The sequence below is a fragment of the Flavicella sp. IMCC45668 genome, assembly GCF_057219105.1.
In genome coordinates this window covers 3,285,920-3,304,775 of sequence record NZ_CM170114.1, presented here as the reverse complement: position 1 = coordinate 3,304,775, position 18,856 = coordinate 3,285,920, and the positions used below count along the sequence as shown (strand labels likewise).

Annotated in this window: 13 protein-coding genes; 2 read left to right on the top strand and 11 right to left on the bottom strand. The window is 34.0% G+C overall.

What is annotated here, in order from left to right; genetic code table 11:
* Positions 1-114: 114 nt before the first annotated feature.
* From AC2DZ0_RS13375 to queG, 7 genes are all read right to left on the bottom strand, one after another.
* A complete protein-coding gene (locus AC2DZ0_RS13375) occupies positions 115-519 on the bottom strand; it encodes a VanZ family protein (RefSeq protein ID WP_484642350.1) in 405 nt (134 codons plus the stop codon).
* A complete protein-coding gene (gene gcvH / locus AC2DZ0_RS13370) occupies positions 485-865 on the bottom strand; it encodes a glycine cleavage system protein GcvH (RefSeq protein WP_484490558.1) in 381 nt (126 codons plus the stop codon). The genes AC2DZ0_RS13375 and gcvH overlap by 35 nt, the downstream gene beginning before the upstream one ends.
* A gap of 118 nt (positions 866-983) precedes the next feature.
* On the bottom strand, positions 984-8,063 hold the full coding sequence (gene sov, locus AC2DZ0_RS13365; RefSeq protein ID WP_484642348.1) for a T9SS outer membrane translocon Sov/SprA: 7,080 nt from the start codon (positions 8,061-8,063) through the stop codon (positions 984-986).
* A 75-nt stretch (positions 8,064-8,138) separates the two neighbouring features.
* Positions 8,139-8,720 (bottom strand): Holliday junction branch migration protein RuvA, encoded by a 582-nt coding sequence (ruvA, locus tag AC2DZ0_RS13360; protein ID WP_484490556.1) that lies wholly within the window; start codon positions 8,718-8,720, stop codon positions 8,139-8,141.
* A gap of 30 nt (positions 8,721-8,750) precedes the next feature.
* Positions 8,751-11,024 carry an NADP-dependent malic enzyme gene (locus tag AC2DZ0_RS13355; protein ID WP_484642346.1) on the bottom strand — a complete coding sequence of 758 codons (2,274 nt, stop codon included), beginning with the start codon at positions 11,022-11,024 and terminating at the stop codon, positions 8,751-8,753.
* Between the two features lie 980 nt (positions 11,025-12,004).
* Entirely contained in the window at positions 12,005-12,679 is a 675-nt protein-coding gene (locus tag AC2DZ0_RS13350; protein ID WP_484642345.1) for a hypothetical protein, read from the bottom strand.
* 87 nt (positions 12,680-12,766) lie between these two features.
* A complete protein-coding gene (gene queG / locus AC2DZ0_RS13345) occupies positions 12,767-13,714 on the bottom strand; it encodes a tRNA epoxyqueuosine(34) reductase QueG (RefSeq protein WP_484490550.1) in 948 nt (315 codons plus the stop codon).
* A 66-nt stretch (positions 13,715-13,780) separates the two neighbouring features.
* On the opposite strand from queG, the gene AC2DZ0_RS13340 reads away from it, so the two are divergent.
* Together AC2DZ0_RS13340 and AC2DZ0_RS13335 are read left to right on the top strand one after the other, a co-directional pair.
* Positions 13,781-14,023 (top strand): MoaD/ThiS family protein, encoded by a 243-nt coding sequence (locus AC2DZ0_RS13340; protein ID WP_484490549.1) that lies wholly within the window; start codon positions 13,781-13,783, stop codon positions 14,021-14,023.
* Positions 14,024-14,068: 45 nt separating this feature from the next.
* The gene (locus AC2DZ0_RS13335; protein ID WP_484642343.1) at positions 14,069-14,491 is read left to right on the top strand and encodes a molybdenum cofactor biosynthesis protein MoaE; all 423 of its coding nucleotides are present in this window, start codon (positions 14,069-14,071) and stop codon (positions 14,489-14,491) included.
* A 78-nt stretch (positions 14,492-14,569) separates the two neighbouring features.
* On the opposite strand, the gene AC2DZ0_RS13330 is transcribed toward AC2DZ0_RS13335, so the two are convergent.
* Genes AC2DZ0_RS13330 through moaC form a run of 4 tightly spaced genes read right to left on the bottom strand, consistent with a single transcriptional unit; the run spans position 14,570 to position 18,841 of the window.
* Positions 14,570-16,342 carry a MutS-related protein gene (locus AC2DZ0_RS13330; RefSeq protein WP_484642342.1) on the bottom strand — a complete coding sequence of 591 codons (1,773 nt, stop codon included), beginning with the start codon at positions 16,340-16,342 and terminating at the stop codon, positions 14,570-14,572.
* Positions 16,343-16,348: 6 nt separating this feature from the next.
* Entirely contained in the window at positions 16,349-17,236 is an 888-nt protein-coding gene (locus AC2DZ0_RS13325; RefSeq protein ID WP_484490546.1) for a bestrophin family protein, read from the bottom strand.
* Between the two features lie 6 nt (positions 17,237-17,242).
* Complete coding sequence (locus AC2DZ0_RS13320) at positions 17,243-18,364, bottom strand: NTP transferase domain-containing protein (protein WP_484642340.1); 1,122 nt, start codon at positions 18,362-18,364, stop codon at positions 17,243-17,245.
* The gene (moaC, locus tag AC2DZ0_RS13315) at positions 18,365-18,841 is read right to left on the bottom strand and encodes a cyclic pyranopterin monophosphate synthase MoaC (RefSeq protein WP_484490544.1); all 477 of its coding nucleotides are present in this window, start codon (positions 18,839-18,841) and stop codon (positions 18,365-18,367) included.
* Between the last annotated feature and the right edge of the window lie 15 nt (positions 18,842-18,856).

The following is an 18,856-nucleotide window of genomic DNA, read 5'->3' as shown; positions in this document are numbered from 1 at the left end:
AGTTCGCTAATTTAATAATTTAAATACGACTTATGCAAACCTAAGCCTATAAATTAACATGCTTTTCCACTTTTTTTTTACAATTTCTTAAAGACTTAGTAATTGAACGGAAAATCATTCCCTCAAAAATCTTTTAAATTCTTTAAATACTATTTTCTGAAAAAACACATAGGCTATGATAATTCCAGATGTATTTGCTAAAACATCAAAAAAGTCGGCAGTTCTATAAGTTGTCAATTCTTGTTGTAACACCTCCATTAAAACACCAAATAGAAAAACCAAGAAAACCATCCAAAATTTAAAGGATGGTTTTGTATTCATTTTTTGAGTAGCAAAAAGCCAACTAAGTGTCAATCCAAAATAAGCCAACGAATGCTGGTATTTATCTACATTATCAATTCTTATTACTGGCGTAATAGAACTAATTTTAGACAAACTTAGATAAGCCACAATAGCCGTTAAAGTAACCGCAATTATAATGGCATTAGCCTTGTACAAGTTCTTTATAAGCGCTAGCATCCAATAAGTCCTCTATCTGTGTTAAATCACTCGCTTTTACTTTAATCATCCATCCTTCTCCATAAGGATCAGAGTTTACCAATTCCGGAGCATCTTCTAGACCTTCATTAAATTCAATCACTTCACCAGTCATTGGCATAAACAAATCAGAAACGGTTTTTACAGCTTCTACTGAACCAAACACTTCATTTGCTTCTACAGTATCATCTAGGGTATCTACATCTACATAAACAATATCACCTAATTCACTTTGAGCGAAATCTGTAATTCCTATTGTTAAGACATCTCCATCAATCTGAATCCATTCATGATCTTTTGTGTATTTTAAGTTTTCAGGTAAATTCATTGCTATGTATATTTAATATTATTTTTTTATGTATGAACAGCAAAAGTATAAAATATATTGTTCTTCTTAACAAAAAATGCAATTAGAAACAACAGATCTATATTAGAAATTATTTTCTTTAGTTTCCTAAATTATAGGTAATACTGATTCCACTACTGATAGATTGTCTTGGGAAAGATGTTGAAATTGCATACCTAGTTGCGGATTGATCGTAATAGAAGGTGGCAATTAAGTTTTTATTCAAATTATAATCTGCCGAAAGTTTCAATGAAAATAAATTTTGACCTCCTGTAATTTGCGTGTTTTGGGTATCAATCGATCTAATAGTTGTTAAATTTTGACGGTATGAAACATCCGCTTTCATATTCAAATCACCCTTGATTGCTTTTCTTCTACCTGAAGCTCCTTTCAGTTTAAGATCTTTTAAAATATAACCCAATCCAAACACATACTCTGTTCCTCGTATATCAGACAACGAATTGTTATTAAAACTCAATGCCAAGGTTCTATCTTTATTTACTTCTCCTCTAAACGACAAACTATTTTTAAATCTCATATCTAACTTTACAAGCGGTGAGAAACCATCATTTAAAGCGATTGTAGAGATGACAACTTTAGATAAATAATTCCCATTGATATCAGTTGGAGGCACACCACCATTTTCAATATACTGTGCGTTGTTACTCATATTTGCAATCGTATAAGAAGACTTATAAGCATGTGTTACAACAAAGCTAGAGAAGTTTTTCTTAAACCATTTGACCCGCATAAACCCTTTATAACTCAACCTCCAGTTTGGAATAGGCATATTTCTAAACGGACTTAATTTCTCTGTTTCAGCACTTCCACCTGAATAGGCAGAAGTAAAAGAAGGCAATAACACATCTTGGGTATTCAATCCATATTTTGTCTGATCCAATCCGCTTTCATTTGCAAGTCGTTGTTGAATTGTAGCTCTATTATCTAAAAATTGTTGAAAGGTATCATCTCCATTTCCATCAAATGAAGTTTTAAACATACTATACGTCATGCTAAAGTTACTTGTCTCTGTAAGCTGAGTATATTCAAATCTTCTATCAAAACCAGATTCCACGGTTCCATTACCATAATCTCTCACAGCATCAATTTGTTGTGATTTATTGCGTGTGGTAATTCTATTTGCATTGATATTGATATCTAAATCTTTTATTGGTTTCACCGATAAAGACCAATCTAGTTTATCATAGTGTGTATTGGTATAGGTTTTAGAGTAATAATTCTCATCTTCAACACCATTGATATTTACATTTCTTGTTGTTAACCAATCTTGCTCTAATGCCAATTGCCTAATATCTCTTTGATCTCCGAATACAAATCCAAAGGTCGGAGACATACTTCCACTTCCACTTCTCGTTTGTCCTAAAAAGCCGACGGATTCTTTGTAACCAGGTAAATACATACCATTATTATCTGCGTAACTAATTCTACCTGTTTTAATCATGGTTACCAAATCATAGGCAACATTCAACACCTTTTCACCAGTACTAGTCTTCTTTTTCTTTCCAATTCTTCTAGGCGCAGATGGGGTTGCAAATTTTGGTGCACCGTCATCTTTTTTCGATTTTTTCTTCTTTTTAGATTTCTTTGAACTTGGCGTAAACAAACTCTTCAAACCAATATCTTTATAAAACTTGGTCATGTTTAAATTAGAAGAAATAGTATGCGTATTTGCGTTTTGAATCGCATTCCCAATTTCATATTGAAAAGACTGTGAGCCCGCCTGCCAATTAAAATCAGCCGTATAGCTATAATCTGCCGTTACAAAACCAAGGTATGGCAATTTGTTAATCGGTATTTGATAATTGGCATCAAATTTTTGGCTGTAGTTATTTGCACGCCCAAGATTAAAGAAATTCGAGAATAACTGCACATTCTCCGCTTCATCAGTATTTTCAAAAGCATCATAAATATGATTGTTTGCTGCTCTTAAATTAAACTTTAAGTTTTTACTTAAGTTGTAACCAATATTATAATCCCAATCAAATAAGAAATTTCTTTGTTGTAAAGTCGGCAACGCTCCTCCGGTAACTAAATTCCTAGAAGCTTGTTCATTATAACTCCTAGTAATATTACTATTCACACCAATCGTTGATGGTAACAAATTGAAATTGATATCCTTAATTATCCTAAAATACTTATTATCTAATGATTTAGAATTCTTAAAAGGTTCGATAGGCATTGCAGGAATATTGTAAGCATAATTTGCTGAAGTTTTTACATCTTGAACTAAATGCTTTTGCACATTATAGTCCCTATGGTTCTCTTCATTATAGCTATAAGAAACAGAAAAATTCTCGACATCATAAGGCTTTGGTTTCTTTTTCAACTCTCCAACGCGTTCTTTTCTAACGTTTATCAAGCTAATGCTATGCCTTTTAGTATAATCTCTAGCACTACTGCTATTCTCGTTAATATCTTTTGCATCTTCAAATTTCACATCTTGAAATTGAGGATCGTATTTAGGATCTTTAAATTCTTCTGATATAGAATAACTCAAAGGAATTTTAACTCCCCATTCTTTTGGCATCAATTTCCCTACATTCACATTTGTAGAGACTCCATATTGCTTTACATCTTCTTGACTTCTTTCATTGACTCTCTCCTCAACTCCACCAAACCCAATGGTAGAAATACTTCCCGTTAACGCAACATCCGCCAAGTCAGCAAAATTGGCATTTGCGCTTACCACAGATGCCCAACCTCCTTCATTATCAAAACCAGCAACACGCAACTCATTAAACCAAATCTCAGCACTTTGTTGTACATCAGAAATATTTTGTACCCCCATCATCATGGTTTTGATATTTGCCAGATTCGGGTTTCCTTTTACTCTTATTCTATAAGCAGGCTCTTCCCCAGCAACAGGCAACGGATATAATTCTGTGGCACTCGGAGAAGTTTCGTCTGCGTAACGTTCTACCTTTAGCAATCCTAAACTTTCTAAATCAACCTCAAAATTATTCTCGGCAGGCCATACCTCTTCACTGGTAGACTGACTAAACAAAGTCGCCTTCAGGGGCACTTCTATTTGATAAAAGTTATCATTTAAATCAGACCCCAAACGCATGATAGCCATCATCTTATTATCATCCAAATCAGAACCTATTCCTTCAGCATGTACAAACATTTTTAATCTTTTGTACATTCTCAAATCAGAAATCATATTCTTATAAACAGTACGTGCTTCCCCAGCAGGCAAATCATTTATTTTCACTGCTAAAGATTGCTCATTTTGAAACTGCAATCTTGTACTTCCCTGCAACTGTTCTCTTTGTATTCCTGGAGGTAACACATAAGGAATTGGTTGTCTACTTGCATTTTCTTCAATGTTTACCACTCCCGTAGTAAAATTATTCAATTCCACCTCATCCAAATCATCATCTGGCACCTGAACTCCACCATGCACGTTTTTCTCATATCGTCTCCAATCTCCTCTTACCAACTGCAATTGCCCAAATCTTAACACTACAGGTGATTTGAATTTTGTTAAGAACATACGCATAAAACGAATGGAATTAAAATCTGAAATCCCATTAATAGGGACCCCACCACTTATTGGAATTCTAAATTGATACCATGTTACATCTTTTTCCAATCCATCCGGTGTTTCTCTTTTTGTTCTTTTGATATCTACAATATTGTTTCTACCTAAAACTAAATCGGATTCATTTAAGGATACTTTATATTGGTAATACGCATTGATCGTATTCATTGTTTGATCCTTATTAATATCCTCGGCATCAGCCACTGCTGTAGCAGAAGTTGGATAAGATTCTGTACTCAAATTGGCGGTAGGTGAATTACCCTCTGTTTTATTATAATCCTTATATCTTGTTATAATTGAGGCGTTTTGCGCATCATAATCACTTCCTCTAAAGAAATGATAATTATCCGTGGATCTATCCTCAGATCCGGTATTAGGATAACGAGTCTCACCTGCATCATTGAAACCATCTAGCCCAACATCTTGCAAAACTCTATCCTCATCCAATTCGGTAAAGGCATATAAAAAGGTATTGTTATTAGGAATTCTTGACCAAACGGTCTCTTCTGTGTTATCCACTTCTCCAGCACCAGGCAATCCATTCTCATAAACTTTACGGCTATCCTTCAAAACATCTTCAGAAATATTTCCTAAGTTGAAAAATAACTCACCCTCTTTCACAACCGCTGCAGGATTTTGCGGTCCTCCTTCTTCTGGACGAATAGAATAACCTTCGTAAGGGTCTTGCATCCAAAATTGAATGTATTCAACGTTTGCTCTTTCAAAATCTGTAGTAGTTAAGGCTCTAGTTATCCCTCCCCATCTATCTTCAGGATTTGCCAAACTACCATCAAAATCTAAATTGGTAATATCATAGTTATAACTACCTCTCTCCTTTGGAAAATAAGATAAATCAAACGTAGAAAGCGTTGTTGATTGCGTAAAATCTAAATCCGTTGCCGGAAAAATCTCACTATAATCTACCCTGCTCACCTCGTTTCTAGAAAGTTCATCATTATCAATATTCCCTGGGGTAAGCGAAGAGTTACCGTAAAACAATCTATCAATAGAATACCAAGCCATATCAGCTCTTTTCTCACCATATTCCAAAGAAGGGTCTTCACTATCTGGCCCAAAATCATAACTATCGAAGTTCAAAGGCTTACTTGCAATTTTCCATGAATTTTCATCCATGATACTCAATGGTATTTGAGCTCCTTCAAAATCATCAATATAGGTAGTTGCCTCTCCATCTTGATCAATTCCACTTGGCGTACCAGGCAACATATAAGCAAAATCTCCTCTCACAGTTAACTGTGATGGAACATCTGTGTCTTGGAATGGCAATTTGTTTACCATTTTAGTCAACCACGGAATTTCTGAATCATAGTTAAAAGTAAGTCCCAACATGGTATTGTTAATTGGGTCAGATCCATAGGACGTTTTTTGTGTCAATGGTCGCTCATTAACATTCAAATAAGTTCCTGTCATTTGAAATTTTTCAGAGAACTTATGCTCTACATCAATTCCAACATATCGTTTTGTTTGCTGATTGAACAAAGTATTATTCTCCAAGGAAACCTGAACAGGTGCCCCAGAGGCCTCAATCGCTGGATTGATAATCTGAACTCTACCACTTAGATAATCTACTACATAATCAGCACCTTCAGTCAGCACAATTCCATTTGAGGTTACTGTAACCGAACCTCTTGGAACGTTAAATGCACCTAATGATATCCCATTGCTAGCATCTGATTTATAATATCCTTTGATCAAATACTTATCACGTGTTTGATAATTATTCTGTGCAACGGCTTGAATTTCGGTATATAATTCTTTAAAAAGGTATTGATCATCTGCCGCATCCGTCAATTTTGCCTCTAAATCTCGACCAAAAGGCTCCACCGTTGGAAAATGAATACTTCCCGTTTCAGAATCTACGGTAATCCCTTCTACATAATCAAAATACCCATCCCCCTTAGGTTTCAAGAAATTATTCTGATCCAAACTATCCAGTTTCATTAAATTCAATAATGTACGATCGCTTACCACTACTTCAGTACCGTTAGAATTATACGTAGAAACTGCGTTTTGCAATGAGTTAATTGCAACCCCAGTCTGATCGTCTTTATACAAAAGTTCCAATAAGAATCCTTCCGGTTGCATTTGATAAGCCCCCAAAGAATAGACATTTTTCATCATCAAATCCCAGATTCTTTTTCCAGGTTCCTTAATTTCTGAACGCAGCATTTTTACTACTAAATTCTCAGAAGACTCAATTCCATCTGTAGAAAACTCCCCAACTTGATACACTTGCTCATCACCGGTAAGAGAATATTGAAAGGCTACCGCTAAAACATCTCCATCCGTTAAATTTCTATTCAAGGTAAGTACCCCTAATTGCGGATGATAAGAATATTCATTGGGATTTAATTTTTTAGCATTCTCTAATATAGTATAATCAGATCCTTGGGTTGGATTAATCATTCCCGAATTGATCAATTCCGTTCTCACGGTACCAATTTGCCTTATGCCTGAACCCGGAGCTAAAACAGAATTCAGCGTATTGGCATTGTTATCTGGAAGTTCTGGTGTTAGTTCTGTAATACCTGCATTAGTAATATTAGAAAGTGTATTATCATAAAAATCTCTTCCGTTTTCCCCCAAATCTGTCAAGGCAACAATATTTCTAACATCCTCTGTTGCAGAACCTCTGTTGGTAATCCAAACCTCAACTTTAATTACGTTTACAGAACTGTTAACGATAGGAAAATTCTTTAAGGCATCATTATAATTATTTCTAAAATAATGAGACAAGAAGAAATATTTATTCGCAGCATATTGGGTTGTCTGTAACTCAAATTCATTTAAAGAAGAACCTCCTTTAGCCGTAACTGTTTTTGTCTCTGATTTCTGTTCTGAAAAAACAGAGGTAATTGTTGTTTTTCCAAACTGTAATTCAGATTTGATACCGAACAAACTCTGAGAACCAGAAATTAAATTGTTGCTAACATCCATGCTAACATTCCCTAATTCAATCTTTCTAACAATATCATCCGCATTTTCAGATTCAAAGCCATTTTGCATCGTTGGCAAAAATTCTACTTTCACAAGATTCTGAAAATCAAAGGTAGATTTGGTATCATAGTTGGCGGTAACCTTAAGTCTTTCTCCAATTTTTGCACCAATACTCGCGGTTACCTGTTGGTCAAAATCAAAAGTAGTGTTGCTTCTATTTTCTTGAGACAACTGAGGATTTTCAATATTTTGATACAAGACTCCCAAACGAACATCAATAGATCCTTGGGTATTTACCTCAATCGCATTTCCACCAAAAATAGTTTTAAACAAACTTGAATTCACGTAATAAGTAGGCAACAAGTTTTTTTGCGCCTCTTCACTTCCCTTTTTATCACTATTTAAGGCACTAATTTTATCCTTATAATAAGACTGCATGTCTTGGTTTAGGCGATACTCCTTATATTCAGAAGTAGACATAAATAATGGAGTACTTACCTCAACACCACCAACAGTTTCTTTTATCATATAACGCTTACTTGCCGGATCATAAATTACCTCCTTAGTGGTAGGCAGCTTAAGAAACATACTATCTCCCGTTTCTTTTTTAGGAGGTATAGAATCTGACTCTACGACAGGCGCTATCTGTGCTGACATTGCAGTGTATAAAAACACGGTACAACACAACAAAATTACCCCCCTGTATTTTTGTAAAAGTCTTCTCAAGTTTGGTTAGAAACTTTTCAATGCTTTTTTAATTAATGCTTCGACAGACAATGTACTGTCTTCTTTCAGTATACGATCTAATACCTTTTCCGAAATTTTTCTTGCAAATCCAAGTACTTCTAAAGCAGATAACGCTTCATCTTTATTAGTATTGTGCACCGGAAGTTCATTTTCATCTAAATCAAAAGTTTTAACCACCTTATCTTTTAAATCCAAAATAAGTCTTTGTGCTGTTTTTGCTCCAATTCCTTTCACAGATTGTATCAAAGCTACGTTTGACGAAGCAATTGCTTGTTGAATTTCTTCTGAAGTCATAGAAGACAACATGGTTCTAGCAATGCTTGGCCCAACTCCTGATACAGAAATCAATAACCTAAAAATTTCACGTTCTAATCTGGTCACAAAACCAAATAAGGTATGTGCATCTTCTTTGATAGAAAGATGTGTATATATTGTAATTAACTCCTCTGATGGTAAGGCACTAAAGGTATTCAATGAAATATGTAATAAATACCCAACCCCATTGCAATCTACCACAACATACGTTGGATTTTTCTCTACTAATCTCCCTCTTAACTGTGTAATCATATTGTTAGATTCTGATTCTTACGGTTTGTTTTAATTTTTTGCTTTATTCTGAGCATCAACAACTGCTACTGCAGCCATATTTACCATTTCGTCAACACTTGCTCCTAATTGTAAAATATGTGCTGGTTTTTTCAAACCAAGAATAATTGGTCCAATAGACTCTACTCCGTTCAATTCCTTCATCATTTTATAAGAAATATTTGCAGAGTCAAGGTTTGGAAAAACTAAGGTATTTGTTTTTTTTCCGGCCAATAGTGAAAAAGGAAATTTATCTTCCATCATTTCAGAATTTAGGGCAAAATCTGCTTGTATCGGTCCATCCACTATTAAATCAGGATTCGATTTGTGCAAAATTTGTACGGCTTCTTCAATTTTTCTAGGATGTATTGACGGTGACGCTCCAAAGTTTGAAAACGACAACATTGCCACCACTGGCTCTAAACCAAACATTTTTACAACGCTACTTGTTAACTGTGTAATTTTAGCCAATTGTTTTGCATTTGGATCAATATTGATGGTTGTATCCGATAAGAACATAGGTCCACGTTTTGTCAACATCATATTTGTTGCAGCAATTCTAGATACTCCTTCCATCATTCCAATAGTTTCAAACAAAGGTTTTATCGTACTAGAATAGTTCCTAGAATACCCTGTAATCATGGCATCAGCATCTCCTTCGTTTACCATCATGGCAGCAAAATAATTACGCTCACGCATCATTTTTTGAGCTTCCACTAAAGTAACCCCTTTTCGTTGGTTTGCTTTCCAATAAATTTCTGCATATTTAAACCTACGCGGTCTCTCCTCATCAATTTTTGGATCAATGATTTCCACATCACCATCAAAGCCAATTTCTTCTATATGTTTTTGAATGATGGCTTTATTTCCTAATAAAATTGGAATGGCAATTCCTTCATCATGCACTATTTGTGCCGCTTTCATTACATTTAGCTTATCCGCTTCATTGAACACCAAACGTTTTGGATTTGATTTGGCTCTATCATGCAGCATACGAACCATTTTATTCCCAGTCCCCAATCGCTCCATCAACTCATGCTTGTATTTTTCCCAATCTTGAATTGGGTATTTTGCAATTCCCGAATCCATTGCTGCTTTCGCAATTGCTGGTGGAATTTCATAAATCAACCTAGGGTCAAAAGGTTTTGGAATGATATAATCTCTACCAAACGTAAGGTTTGACTGATTGTATGCAAGGTTTACTTGTTCTGGTACGGTTTTCTTTGCAAGATCTGCCAAAGCATGTACCGCTGCCATTTTCATTTCTTCATTAATTCCAGTAGCTCTAACATCCAAAGCTCCTCTAAAAATAAAAGGGAATCCTAAAACATTATTCACTTGATTAGGATGATCAGAACGACCTGTAGCCATAATGATATCTTTTCTTGTCTTAACCGCCAAGTCAAAATTAATTTCTGGCGTTGGATTGGCCATTGCAAAAACAATTGGATCATTCGCCATGGTTAACAACATCTCTGGTGTTACCACATCTCCTTTAGACAATCCAATAAACACATCAGAACCAATCATTGCTTGCTCTAAAGTATTCAAATCTCTATCTGTTGAAAATTCTGCTTTTTGAGAAGTTAAATTTTCACGATCGTTACGAATGACTCCTTTGGAATCGCACATAACAATATTATCTCTCTTGGCTCCGAGTGCCATGTACAAACGGGTACAAGAAATTGCTGCTGCCCCTGCCCCATTCACTACAATTTTTAAATCTTCAATATTTTTACCTACTATCTCTGCTGCATTTTTTAATGCTGCTGCAGAAATAATAGCTGTTCCGTGCTGATCATCATGCATCACCGGAATATCCAACTCTTCTTTCAGTCTTCTTTCTATCTCAAAAGCCTCAGGAGCCTTAATATCTTCTAAATTTATCCCACCAAAAGTTGGAGAAATAGCTTTTACGGTATCAATAAACCTATCTACATCTGTAACATCTACCTCAATATCAAACACATCAATATCAGCAAATATTTTAAAAAGCAATCCTTTCCCTTCCATTACAGGTTTTCCTGCAAGTGGTCCAATATCTCCTAAACCAAGAACTGCAGTTCCGTTAGAAATTACCGCAACTAAATTTCCTTTAGAAGTATACCTGTAAGCATTTTCTGGATCCTTTTCTATCTCCAAACAAGGCTCAGCAACCCCTGGAGAATAAGCTAAAGACAAATCTCTTTGACTTGCATACTTTTTTGTAGGAACTACTTTTATTTTTCCGGGTGTTGGCTTTGCGTGATATAATAAAGCTTCTCTTCTTTTTCTAGATTCAGACATGCGATTTTTCGTAGGTTAATTAACCAACAAATATATTCATTTTAGAATAGAAACTTCAGAAGTTTTTTAATCTTTTAGGAAGTTAAAAACAGGAGTTAACTCAAATACTTTTTATTTTTATTACAGCTCTCAGTCGTTATTTTTAAAACGACTATTTTATATAATTTAAAGCAACAGATATTTACCATCTCTGCTTGTGTAATCGCTCATAAAAAAGTGTGTTGAGAAATAATATTGGAATTAGTGTGGTGCCTGGGTAGTTTATTTATCGCAAGTTTAATCACACAAATTGCAAATCTACGATCTTGGAAAAATTAGAGTTTTACAACTGTAATGAAAAAGCTTATTTCATATTACTTTTCCATTGATGAAAAGTAACCAAAAATATAGTCTGAAGAAACTTTCTTGAAATTCTAATCCTCGAAACGAAACAAGCTGAACTCCCTACGCTCAAACAGCACCTTGTTTATCTCGTTTCTTGTGGATGAATTTACTACGAAGACTTTCTTATGACGAAAAACTACATTTATAAATCTCTGAAAAATTTTAACCATTCTACGTCTCTACAGTCCGTAATTGAGAATCACTCCATTGAAGAAATCAAAAAAAGAAAAAATTAGAGTTTTACATCTATAATGAAAAGTAATCAAAAATCTAGTCTGAAGAAACTTTCTTGAAATTCTAATCCTCGAAACGAAACAAGCTGAACTCGCTACGCTCAAACAGCATCTTGTTTTCCTCGTTTCTTCCGGTTGAATTTACTACGAAGACTTTCTTAGGACGAAAAACTATATTTATAAATCTTTGAAAAAAAATAAAATAATCTTCGTCTCTAAAGTCCGTAGTTGAGGGTCACTCCTTTGAAGAAATCGAAAAAAGAAAAGCTCTTACATCTCTGTAAAAGCTTTTTATATAATTTAAATTCTTATTTCTTGCTCAGAATAGCCACGAGAAAGATTCTCGCGGAAGCAGAAGAAAAACTATGGCAACCTTAAAAACTCATATGCTGAATTATCATAATTATCAGGGAAATTTTCTAATACTTGATTAACTTCTCTAAAATGTCCAGTTTCGTCAAGAACGAACAACCTTCTAACTACATCATCCAATAAATACGTTACACTTATACTCTTATTAACAAATACTTCACCATTCATACTAAAATAATAATCTTCTATATTTAAACGTAAATTAAAAGTACTAGGGTCATTCGATTCCCAAAAGAACAAATCAATTCCTGACAAAATATCACCCTCTTTAGAATAATTTAAAAGTCCCGAAGATATATGATAAGGACTTTCAAAAATTGTAAAAAATATTGTAATAAATTCCGAATTTAAACCCAACTTTCCATGTACATATATCGATGGGTTAAAAGTACCAACTTCTACTTTACCTAAGGTACCGTCATCGTATTTCTCTCCTTGGAAATTCCAATAGTATGAATTACTCCATGATGTTTTATCCAACTGTAAAAACACAAAATTCCATTCATCTACAGCTATTAAGTTGTTTTCCAAAAACATAACCTCCTTAAGATTATCACCAAGGTTAATTTCGTTTAAATCAGCAATGAAATTAAGAAAAGAATCATTTTGAGCATACGTAGTAAAATTAAACAGCTGCAGTAATAAGATAATATAATATTTTTTCATTTTCTTAATCCTTATAATTGTTTACATGGAATTTTTTTAACCTTTTTCTGAGTTGAAAATATTGATGAAATAATAAAAGATGCAAACCTATTCGTCTTTTAAAAACTCAATATTCCTTGTCAAACCGGTAAACTTTGTTCTTTTTACAGCAGACTTTTTAAAAACTTTTCTAAAAACATCTTCTGTAATTTCTTCCCAATCATTTTTAGACATTTGTAATAAATCTGGGTGAGGATTAAACAATGGCTCAGAATGCGGCTTTGAAAAGCGATTCCATGGACATACATCCTGACATATATCACAGCCAAACATCCAGTCATCAAATTTACCCTTTACCTCTGTAGGTAATTCATTTTTTAATTCAATCGTAAAGTATGAGATACATTTGCTTCCATCAACTGTATTGTTAGGCAAAATGGCGGCAGTCGGACAAGCATCAATACACTTGGTGCAGGTACCGCAGTGATCGGTTTTAAAAGGCTGGTCATAAACTAGATCTAAATCCAATATCATTTCAGCTAAAAAGAAAAAAGAACCATGATGCTTTTGAATCAACAAAGAATGTTTTCCATTCCAACCCAAACCTGACTTTTGTGCCCAAGCTCGTTCCATAACAGGAGCAGAATCGGTAAAAACCCTTCCCCCCACTTCACCAATCTCTTCATGAATAAAAAGCATCAAATCCTGCAATTTCTTTTTGAGCACATGATGATAATCTTGCCCGTATGCATATTTAGCTACATGATAAGAATCCTGGCTTTGAACCTCCTCTGGAAAATAATTATAACTCAAAGAAATAACCGATTTAGCCCCTTCTACCAGCAAAGTAGGATCTAATCGTTTGTCAAAATTATTTTCAAGGTATTGCATTTCTCCTTGAAAACCCTGCTTCAACCACTCCTCCAATCTGGGTGCTTCCTCTTCTAAAAACCCAGCTTTGGAAATTCCAATACTTGTAAAGCCAAACTCTAAAGCCTTCTCTTTTATAAGTTTTGTATGTCTTTCAATTGCAGTCAAAGTATCACAAAAATACATTAATTAAGGAACTCTCGCTTTGTGTGAATCACTTTTAAAAAGTATTTTTGTAAAAACACAAGACAAATGCAAATTGAAGTTTTACTTTTTGGAATTATTGCCGATTTAATTGGAGAAAGCAACATTTCAATAGAAATAAACAGCGGTAGTACTATTGGAGATTTTAAAGAATCTTTGATTGCAAACTATCCCCAACTAAAAACTTACACGACGTACGCAATTGCTCTTAATGAAGCTTACGCCTTAGAGGAACAAATAATTCAACAGCAAGACACCATCGCCATAATTCCACCCGTAAGTGGTGGTTAATTGAATTATTACCTCTAAATATTAAAACTTATAATCTTTTTCCGAATGAATCCTATTTCTATAAAATTAACTTCAGATAAACTTTCTCTTAAAGAATGCTATAGCTTTGTGGAGGATCCAACTTGTGGCGGGATCGATATATTTGTAGGAACGGTAAGAAATCATACCAAAGGAAAAGCGGTAGAAAAATTAGATTTTTCAGCCTATGGCCCCATGGCAATTAAAGAAATGCAGTTAATTGCAGAAAAAGTTCTGGAGAAATTTGAAGTGTTTAAAATTGCAATTCATCACGCAGAAGGAATGTTACAAATTGGAGACATCCCTGTAATAATTGCTGTCTCTGCGGCCCATAGAGTTGCTGCGTTTGAAGCTTGTCAATATGCTATTGATACACTCAAAGAAACGGTCCCTATCTGGAAAAAAGAACATTTTGAAGATGGTGAGGTCTGGGTAAATGCACATCCCTAAAAAAGATTAATGATTCTAGAATCAAGACATAGGAATGATGATTTTAACGATTTGAATACTTTGACTCCTGACTCTAAACTATACAATCTCCATTTTCCTTAATAAGAAAGAAGCATTCATATTTTGACATATTCCTTTTTTCAATTTATAATCAAAAAACAATTCATCGTTTTTTATTTCTGCATCAAAATAATAATTGTGAATTTCAGTATACTGACTCTCAATTTCACACAAACTTAAATCATGTGTAGCAATCAAGCCAGTAGCTTTCGAAGCGACCAATTTTTCGACAAATTTTTGAGACCCCTCAGCCTTATCTGTACTGTTGGTTCCCTTTAATATTTCATCCAGAACGATAAAATAATTGTCATCCCTAAGAGCTTCAACAATATATTTTAATCGTTTTAATTCAGAGAAAAAATAAGACGTATCATCAGATAACGAATCACTATTTCTAATACTTGTTATAAGTTTTACGGGATTATAAGTCATCTGTTTTGCACAAACAGGCAATCCCATATTTGACATGAGAATACTCAAAGACACCGTTCTTAAAAAAGTACTTTTCCCTGCCATATTTGCCCCTGTGATTATAAAAAAGTCTTGTTTATTTAACACACAATCACTGTTTACCCTTTTTGACTCCAACAAAGAAGGATGTCCTAAACCTGTCGCCTCAATAACCGATTCTTCTGAAGAAATAGTCGCAAATGTAAATGCCGGATTATTAAATGCATAATTTGCTAGGCTATTGTAAGCATCAAAAAAGGCGATGACTTCAAACCAATCTTTTACCTTATTTTTATTTACCTCCATCCATTGTTCTACATGATAGGCTTGTTTAAAATCCCATAACAACAAACCATTTCCGAAAATGGCAAAAATCACATTATTACGTTGATCTAATGCATTTAAATAATCAAAAAAGACAGCCATTGTTTTAGATGCTTTTTCATGATTATTATTAATTTTAGAACGCATTTCCTTTAATTTCTCTGCAGAGAATTCTTTCTTCTCTAACACTTCTAACAATTTATAATACTGCTGAAACGTTGCTTTCACCTTTCCAACACGTAGATACAAATGATTGACTTTTTTAATAAAGACCCCAGAAACTGCGAGTCCAACAAAAAACCATATGGTTAAAAAATTAAACGAAATATTCAAAAAACTTATCCCTAAAATCAGTAACAGCGATACGGTTGAAAAAACCACAGGCAGCCATTTACCAATTTTTGGTAACGAAATAGGATGTTGCTGCAACCAACGAACTACTTCATTTGGCTCAATTTCTGTTTGGACTGAACTTGCTAAAGCCGCAAACTCTTGTCGCCATTTCGACAACCTACTCAACTCCTGAATAGCTTCTTGTTTTTGCTCTATCCCTTCAATATTATTTTCATTCAAAAAAGAGACTAATTTTTCGGTTCCCGCAGTAGTAGTCGTTCTATTCAAAAACTGAAAAAACGAATTTTTCCCAAACACATCTATATCAAAACTATAGGCATGTTTTGGGTTCTTATAGCGTTCTCCGGTATCTAGCCCAGAAACATCACCTTCTAATACAGATAATTCACAGGCATTTATTTCAATCAAACGAAACAGATGCTGCTTTTCTTCTTTTTTAGTCCAATACTTTTTCAGAAATACGCCAAAAATAACAGCTCCAGTAATTCCCGAACCTAACATTATTTGAACATTCCCTAAAAAAAAATAAATACAGAAAACAGTGCTCGCAAAAGCGATGAAACGAATCAAACTATATGATTTCAACTGTTTTTGAACAGTTACATATAATTCATTAAAATGTTTTTTTTCTGCTGAATAAAAATCAAATGGAGATGTTTGCATAAAATTTTAAAGAGAGTAATAGGTATCCGAAACAATTTTTTCAGGAATTTCTTCCTCGTCTAAAAGCTGTTTTAAATTGATTTCAATCGTCCTTGCAATACTCGTTACAGGGGTATCAGCAGGTTTATTCTCAAATGGATCTTGAATGGTTAAAGCTATTTTTTCAAGCATAAAAAAAGGTAAAGAAATCACCATCATAAATGGAATTTCTATCACATTATGTAAATCTGTCAAGGACAAAGACAGTGATATTAAAAATATATAAATAAAGAAATGCAAGGTCATTCTATATGTTTTTGGGAAAAACGTATTTTTAATTCGTTCAGCTTTTCCCATAGAAGCACACAAACGCACAATAGTACTATCTATTTGTATTTGCTGATAGTCATTAATTTTTTTTGATTTATGAAGTTCTAGTAAATCTTTGTTATGAAAATCCAACAAAGTTAATGCCCTGTTTTTACTAGTTTTTAACACCTCTAATTCTTCTTTTGAAACAAATTTTTCAGCAATTTCTAAAGACTCTAATCTTCTCAAATCATTTCCTAAAACATAACACCAACCCATCTGACGGAACCCCATTTTACGCACCAAGTCAGAATCAGTACCGTCAGTGAAATTTTTCAACTGAACTACAAAACTCCTGGAATCATTCACTATAGCTCCCCAAATTTTTCTGGCCTCCCACCATCTATCATATGATTGACTTAACTTAAAAGAAAGTAATAAAGAAATGGCAGTTCCTAAAAAAGCAACAATAGAAAATGGAATTGTTAGATGCTGTAGATACAGAGACAGTATAAACACGAAAGAAGAAAATATCCCTATGATAAGCATATCAAAACGGATAATTTTAAACCAATAACTTAAAGGAATTCTTTTTTCTAAAATCATCTGGTATTAATTTAAAGTTTTCAACTCTTGTTTTACTGTTTCAAATTCTTCTGGTGTATTTACATTTCTAATCAACTCATCGTCAATTTCAATTATTTCAACTTCAGAATTGATCAATATTTTTCTAGGACAAGAATATCCTTGGGCTAAATAACTCAATAATATTGGATATGATTTAGGCTCCCATATAGTAATCAAAGGCTCCATAAATTTAGCTGATTTCCCTTTAATAGCAGTAGCTATCTTTTTCGGGTTTCTATGCTCTAACAATTTCTCAATCACCTCTTCCGAAACGTAAGGCAAATCTGTAGCCAAAACAAGATACGCCTCATTAGGGTTTTTCATAAAAGCGGAACATATTGCCCCAAAAGGACCTAAACCAATAAAAGCATCTGTAATCGTCTTATGATTATCTATCTTTTGATGTGCTCTTGCAGAAACAAATGTCTCCAAGCCTTTCTCTTCTAATAACTTTACAGCAAAGTCACTTTGCGGCATTCCATGATAAGAAAGTTGAGCTTTGTCCGTACCCATTCTTGTGCTCTTGCCACCAACTAACACCAAACCATTCAATTTTGGTTTTTCAGATGCTACCAGTTTTACTATATGCTCAGTAATCGATGCCAAATCCTCTAAAGAATAGATTGGTAAGCTTGTATAGTTTGGGTTTTTCTCCTTTAAGGCATTAAATACCTCTAGGCCATTTTGCGTGGTCACAAAAAACTGAACAGCATCTAATTGCTCTATTCTTTTTTCTATAGAGTTTTCCTTCTCAGGATCTAATATTACTATTTGTTTTTGCGCAGGAAAATGGTTTCCATTAACTAAAACAAGATCATAATTTGAAAAACGAACTCGCTCATTGAACTTATTTTTTTTGATATCAGAGGAAATCACTGTATCTCCAGAAGAATGATATGTAAAAGTATCAAAAACAGGTGCCGTATTATCCTTCCCATGAGAAGCATCGGCATAGGCTATTTTTATTTTCTCTGATAATTTTTCACTAATTGCTGCAACAAGATCTGTTATAACACTGCATTTTACACCTACTAATGCAATTTCATTTGGAGCAAAATCTCCATTATTTCTAAGTGTTAATTTTGCGTGTTTGCTATGCTTTTTCATTTATCCTTTATTAATATCCGATTTCCCACCAGATTTTTTTACTAATACTACTTCCTTGATTACCATATCTTGCGAAACTGATTTACACATATCATATACGGTAAGTGCTGCAATATTAACTCCTGTAAGAGCCTCCATTTCTACCCCTGTTTTACCTTCTATTTTAACTGTGCAAAACAACTCAATACATTCCTCATCTAATATTTCAATCTCTACATCTACACCATGAATTAACAACGGATGGCACATAGGAATCAATTCCGATGTTTTTTTAACTGCCTGTATTCCAGCAATGATTGCTGTTTGAAAAACGGGGCCTTTTTTCGTTTTCAATTCTTCATTCTCGAATAAAGATATTATTTCTTTACCTAAAAACATAGTAGCCTTAGCGGTTGCTTGTCTTTTTGTGATTTTTTTAGCACCAACATCTACCATTTTAGGTTGATCACTATTGCTTAAATGAGTAAAATTCTTCACGTTTTTTTATTTAAA

What these genes read in the sequence shown, in the direction of transcription:
- sov (WP_484642348.1), bottom strand. Translation starts at nt 8,063, where the DNA reads ATGTCAGCACAGATAGCGCCTGTCGTAGAGTCAGATTCTATACCTCCT.
- AC2DZ0_RS13375 (WP_484642350.1), bottom strand. Translation starts at nt 519, where the DNA reads ATGCTAGCGCTTATAAAGAACTTGTACAAGGCTAATGCCATTATAATT.
- queG (WP_484490550.1), bottom strand. Translation starts at nt 13,714, where the DNA reads ATGTATTTTTGTGATACTTTGACTGCAATTGAAAGACATACAAAACTT.
- gcvH (WP_484490558.1), bottom strand. Translation starts at nt 865, where the DNA reads ATGAATTTACCTGAAAACTTAAAATACACAAAAGATCATGAATGGATT.
- AC2DZ0_RS13320 (WP_484642340.1), bottom strand. Translation starts at nt 18,364, where the DNA reads ATGAAAAAGCATAGCAAACACGCAAAATTAACACTTAGAAATAATGGA.
- AC2DZ0_RS13340 (WP_484490549.1), top strand. Translation starts at nt 13,781, where the DNA reads ATGCAAATTGAAGTTTTACTTTTTGGAATTATTGCCGATTTAATTGGA.
- AC2DZ0_RS13335 (WP_484642343.1), top strand. Translation starts at nt 14,069, where the DNA reads ATGAATCCTATTTCTATAAAATTAACTTCAGATAAACTTTCTCTTAAA.
- AC2DZ0_RS13325 (WP_484490546.1), bottom strand. Translation starts at nt 17,236, where the DNA reads ATGATTTTAGAAAAAAGAATTCCTTTAAGTTATTGGTTTAAAATTATC.
- AC2DZ0_RS13355 (WP_484642346.1), bottom strand. Translation starts at nt 11,024, where the DNA reads ATGTCTGAATCTAGAAAAAGAAGAGAAGCTTTATTATATCACGCAAAG.
- ruvA (WP_484490556.1), bottom strand. Translation starts at nt 8,720, where the DNA reads ATGATTACACAGTTAAGAGGGAGATTAGTAGAGAAAAATCCAACGTAT.
- AC2DZ0_RS13350 (WP_484642345.1), bottom strand. Translation starts at nt 12,679, where the DNA reads ATGAAAAAATATTATATTATCTTATTACTGCAGCTGTTTAATTTTACT.
- AC2DZ0_RS13330 (WP_484642342.1), bottom strand. Translation starts at nt 16,342, where the DNA reads ATGCAAACATCTCCATTTGATTTTTATTCAGCAGAAAAAAAACATTTT.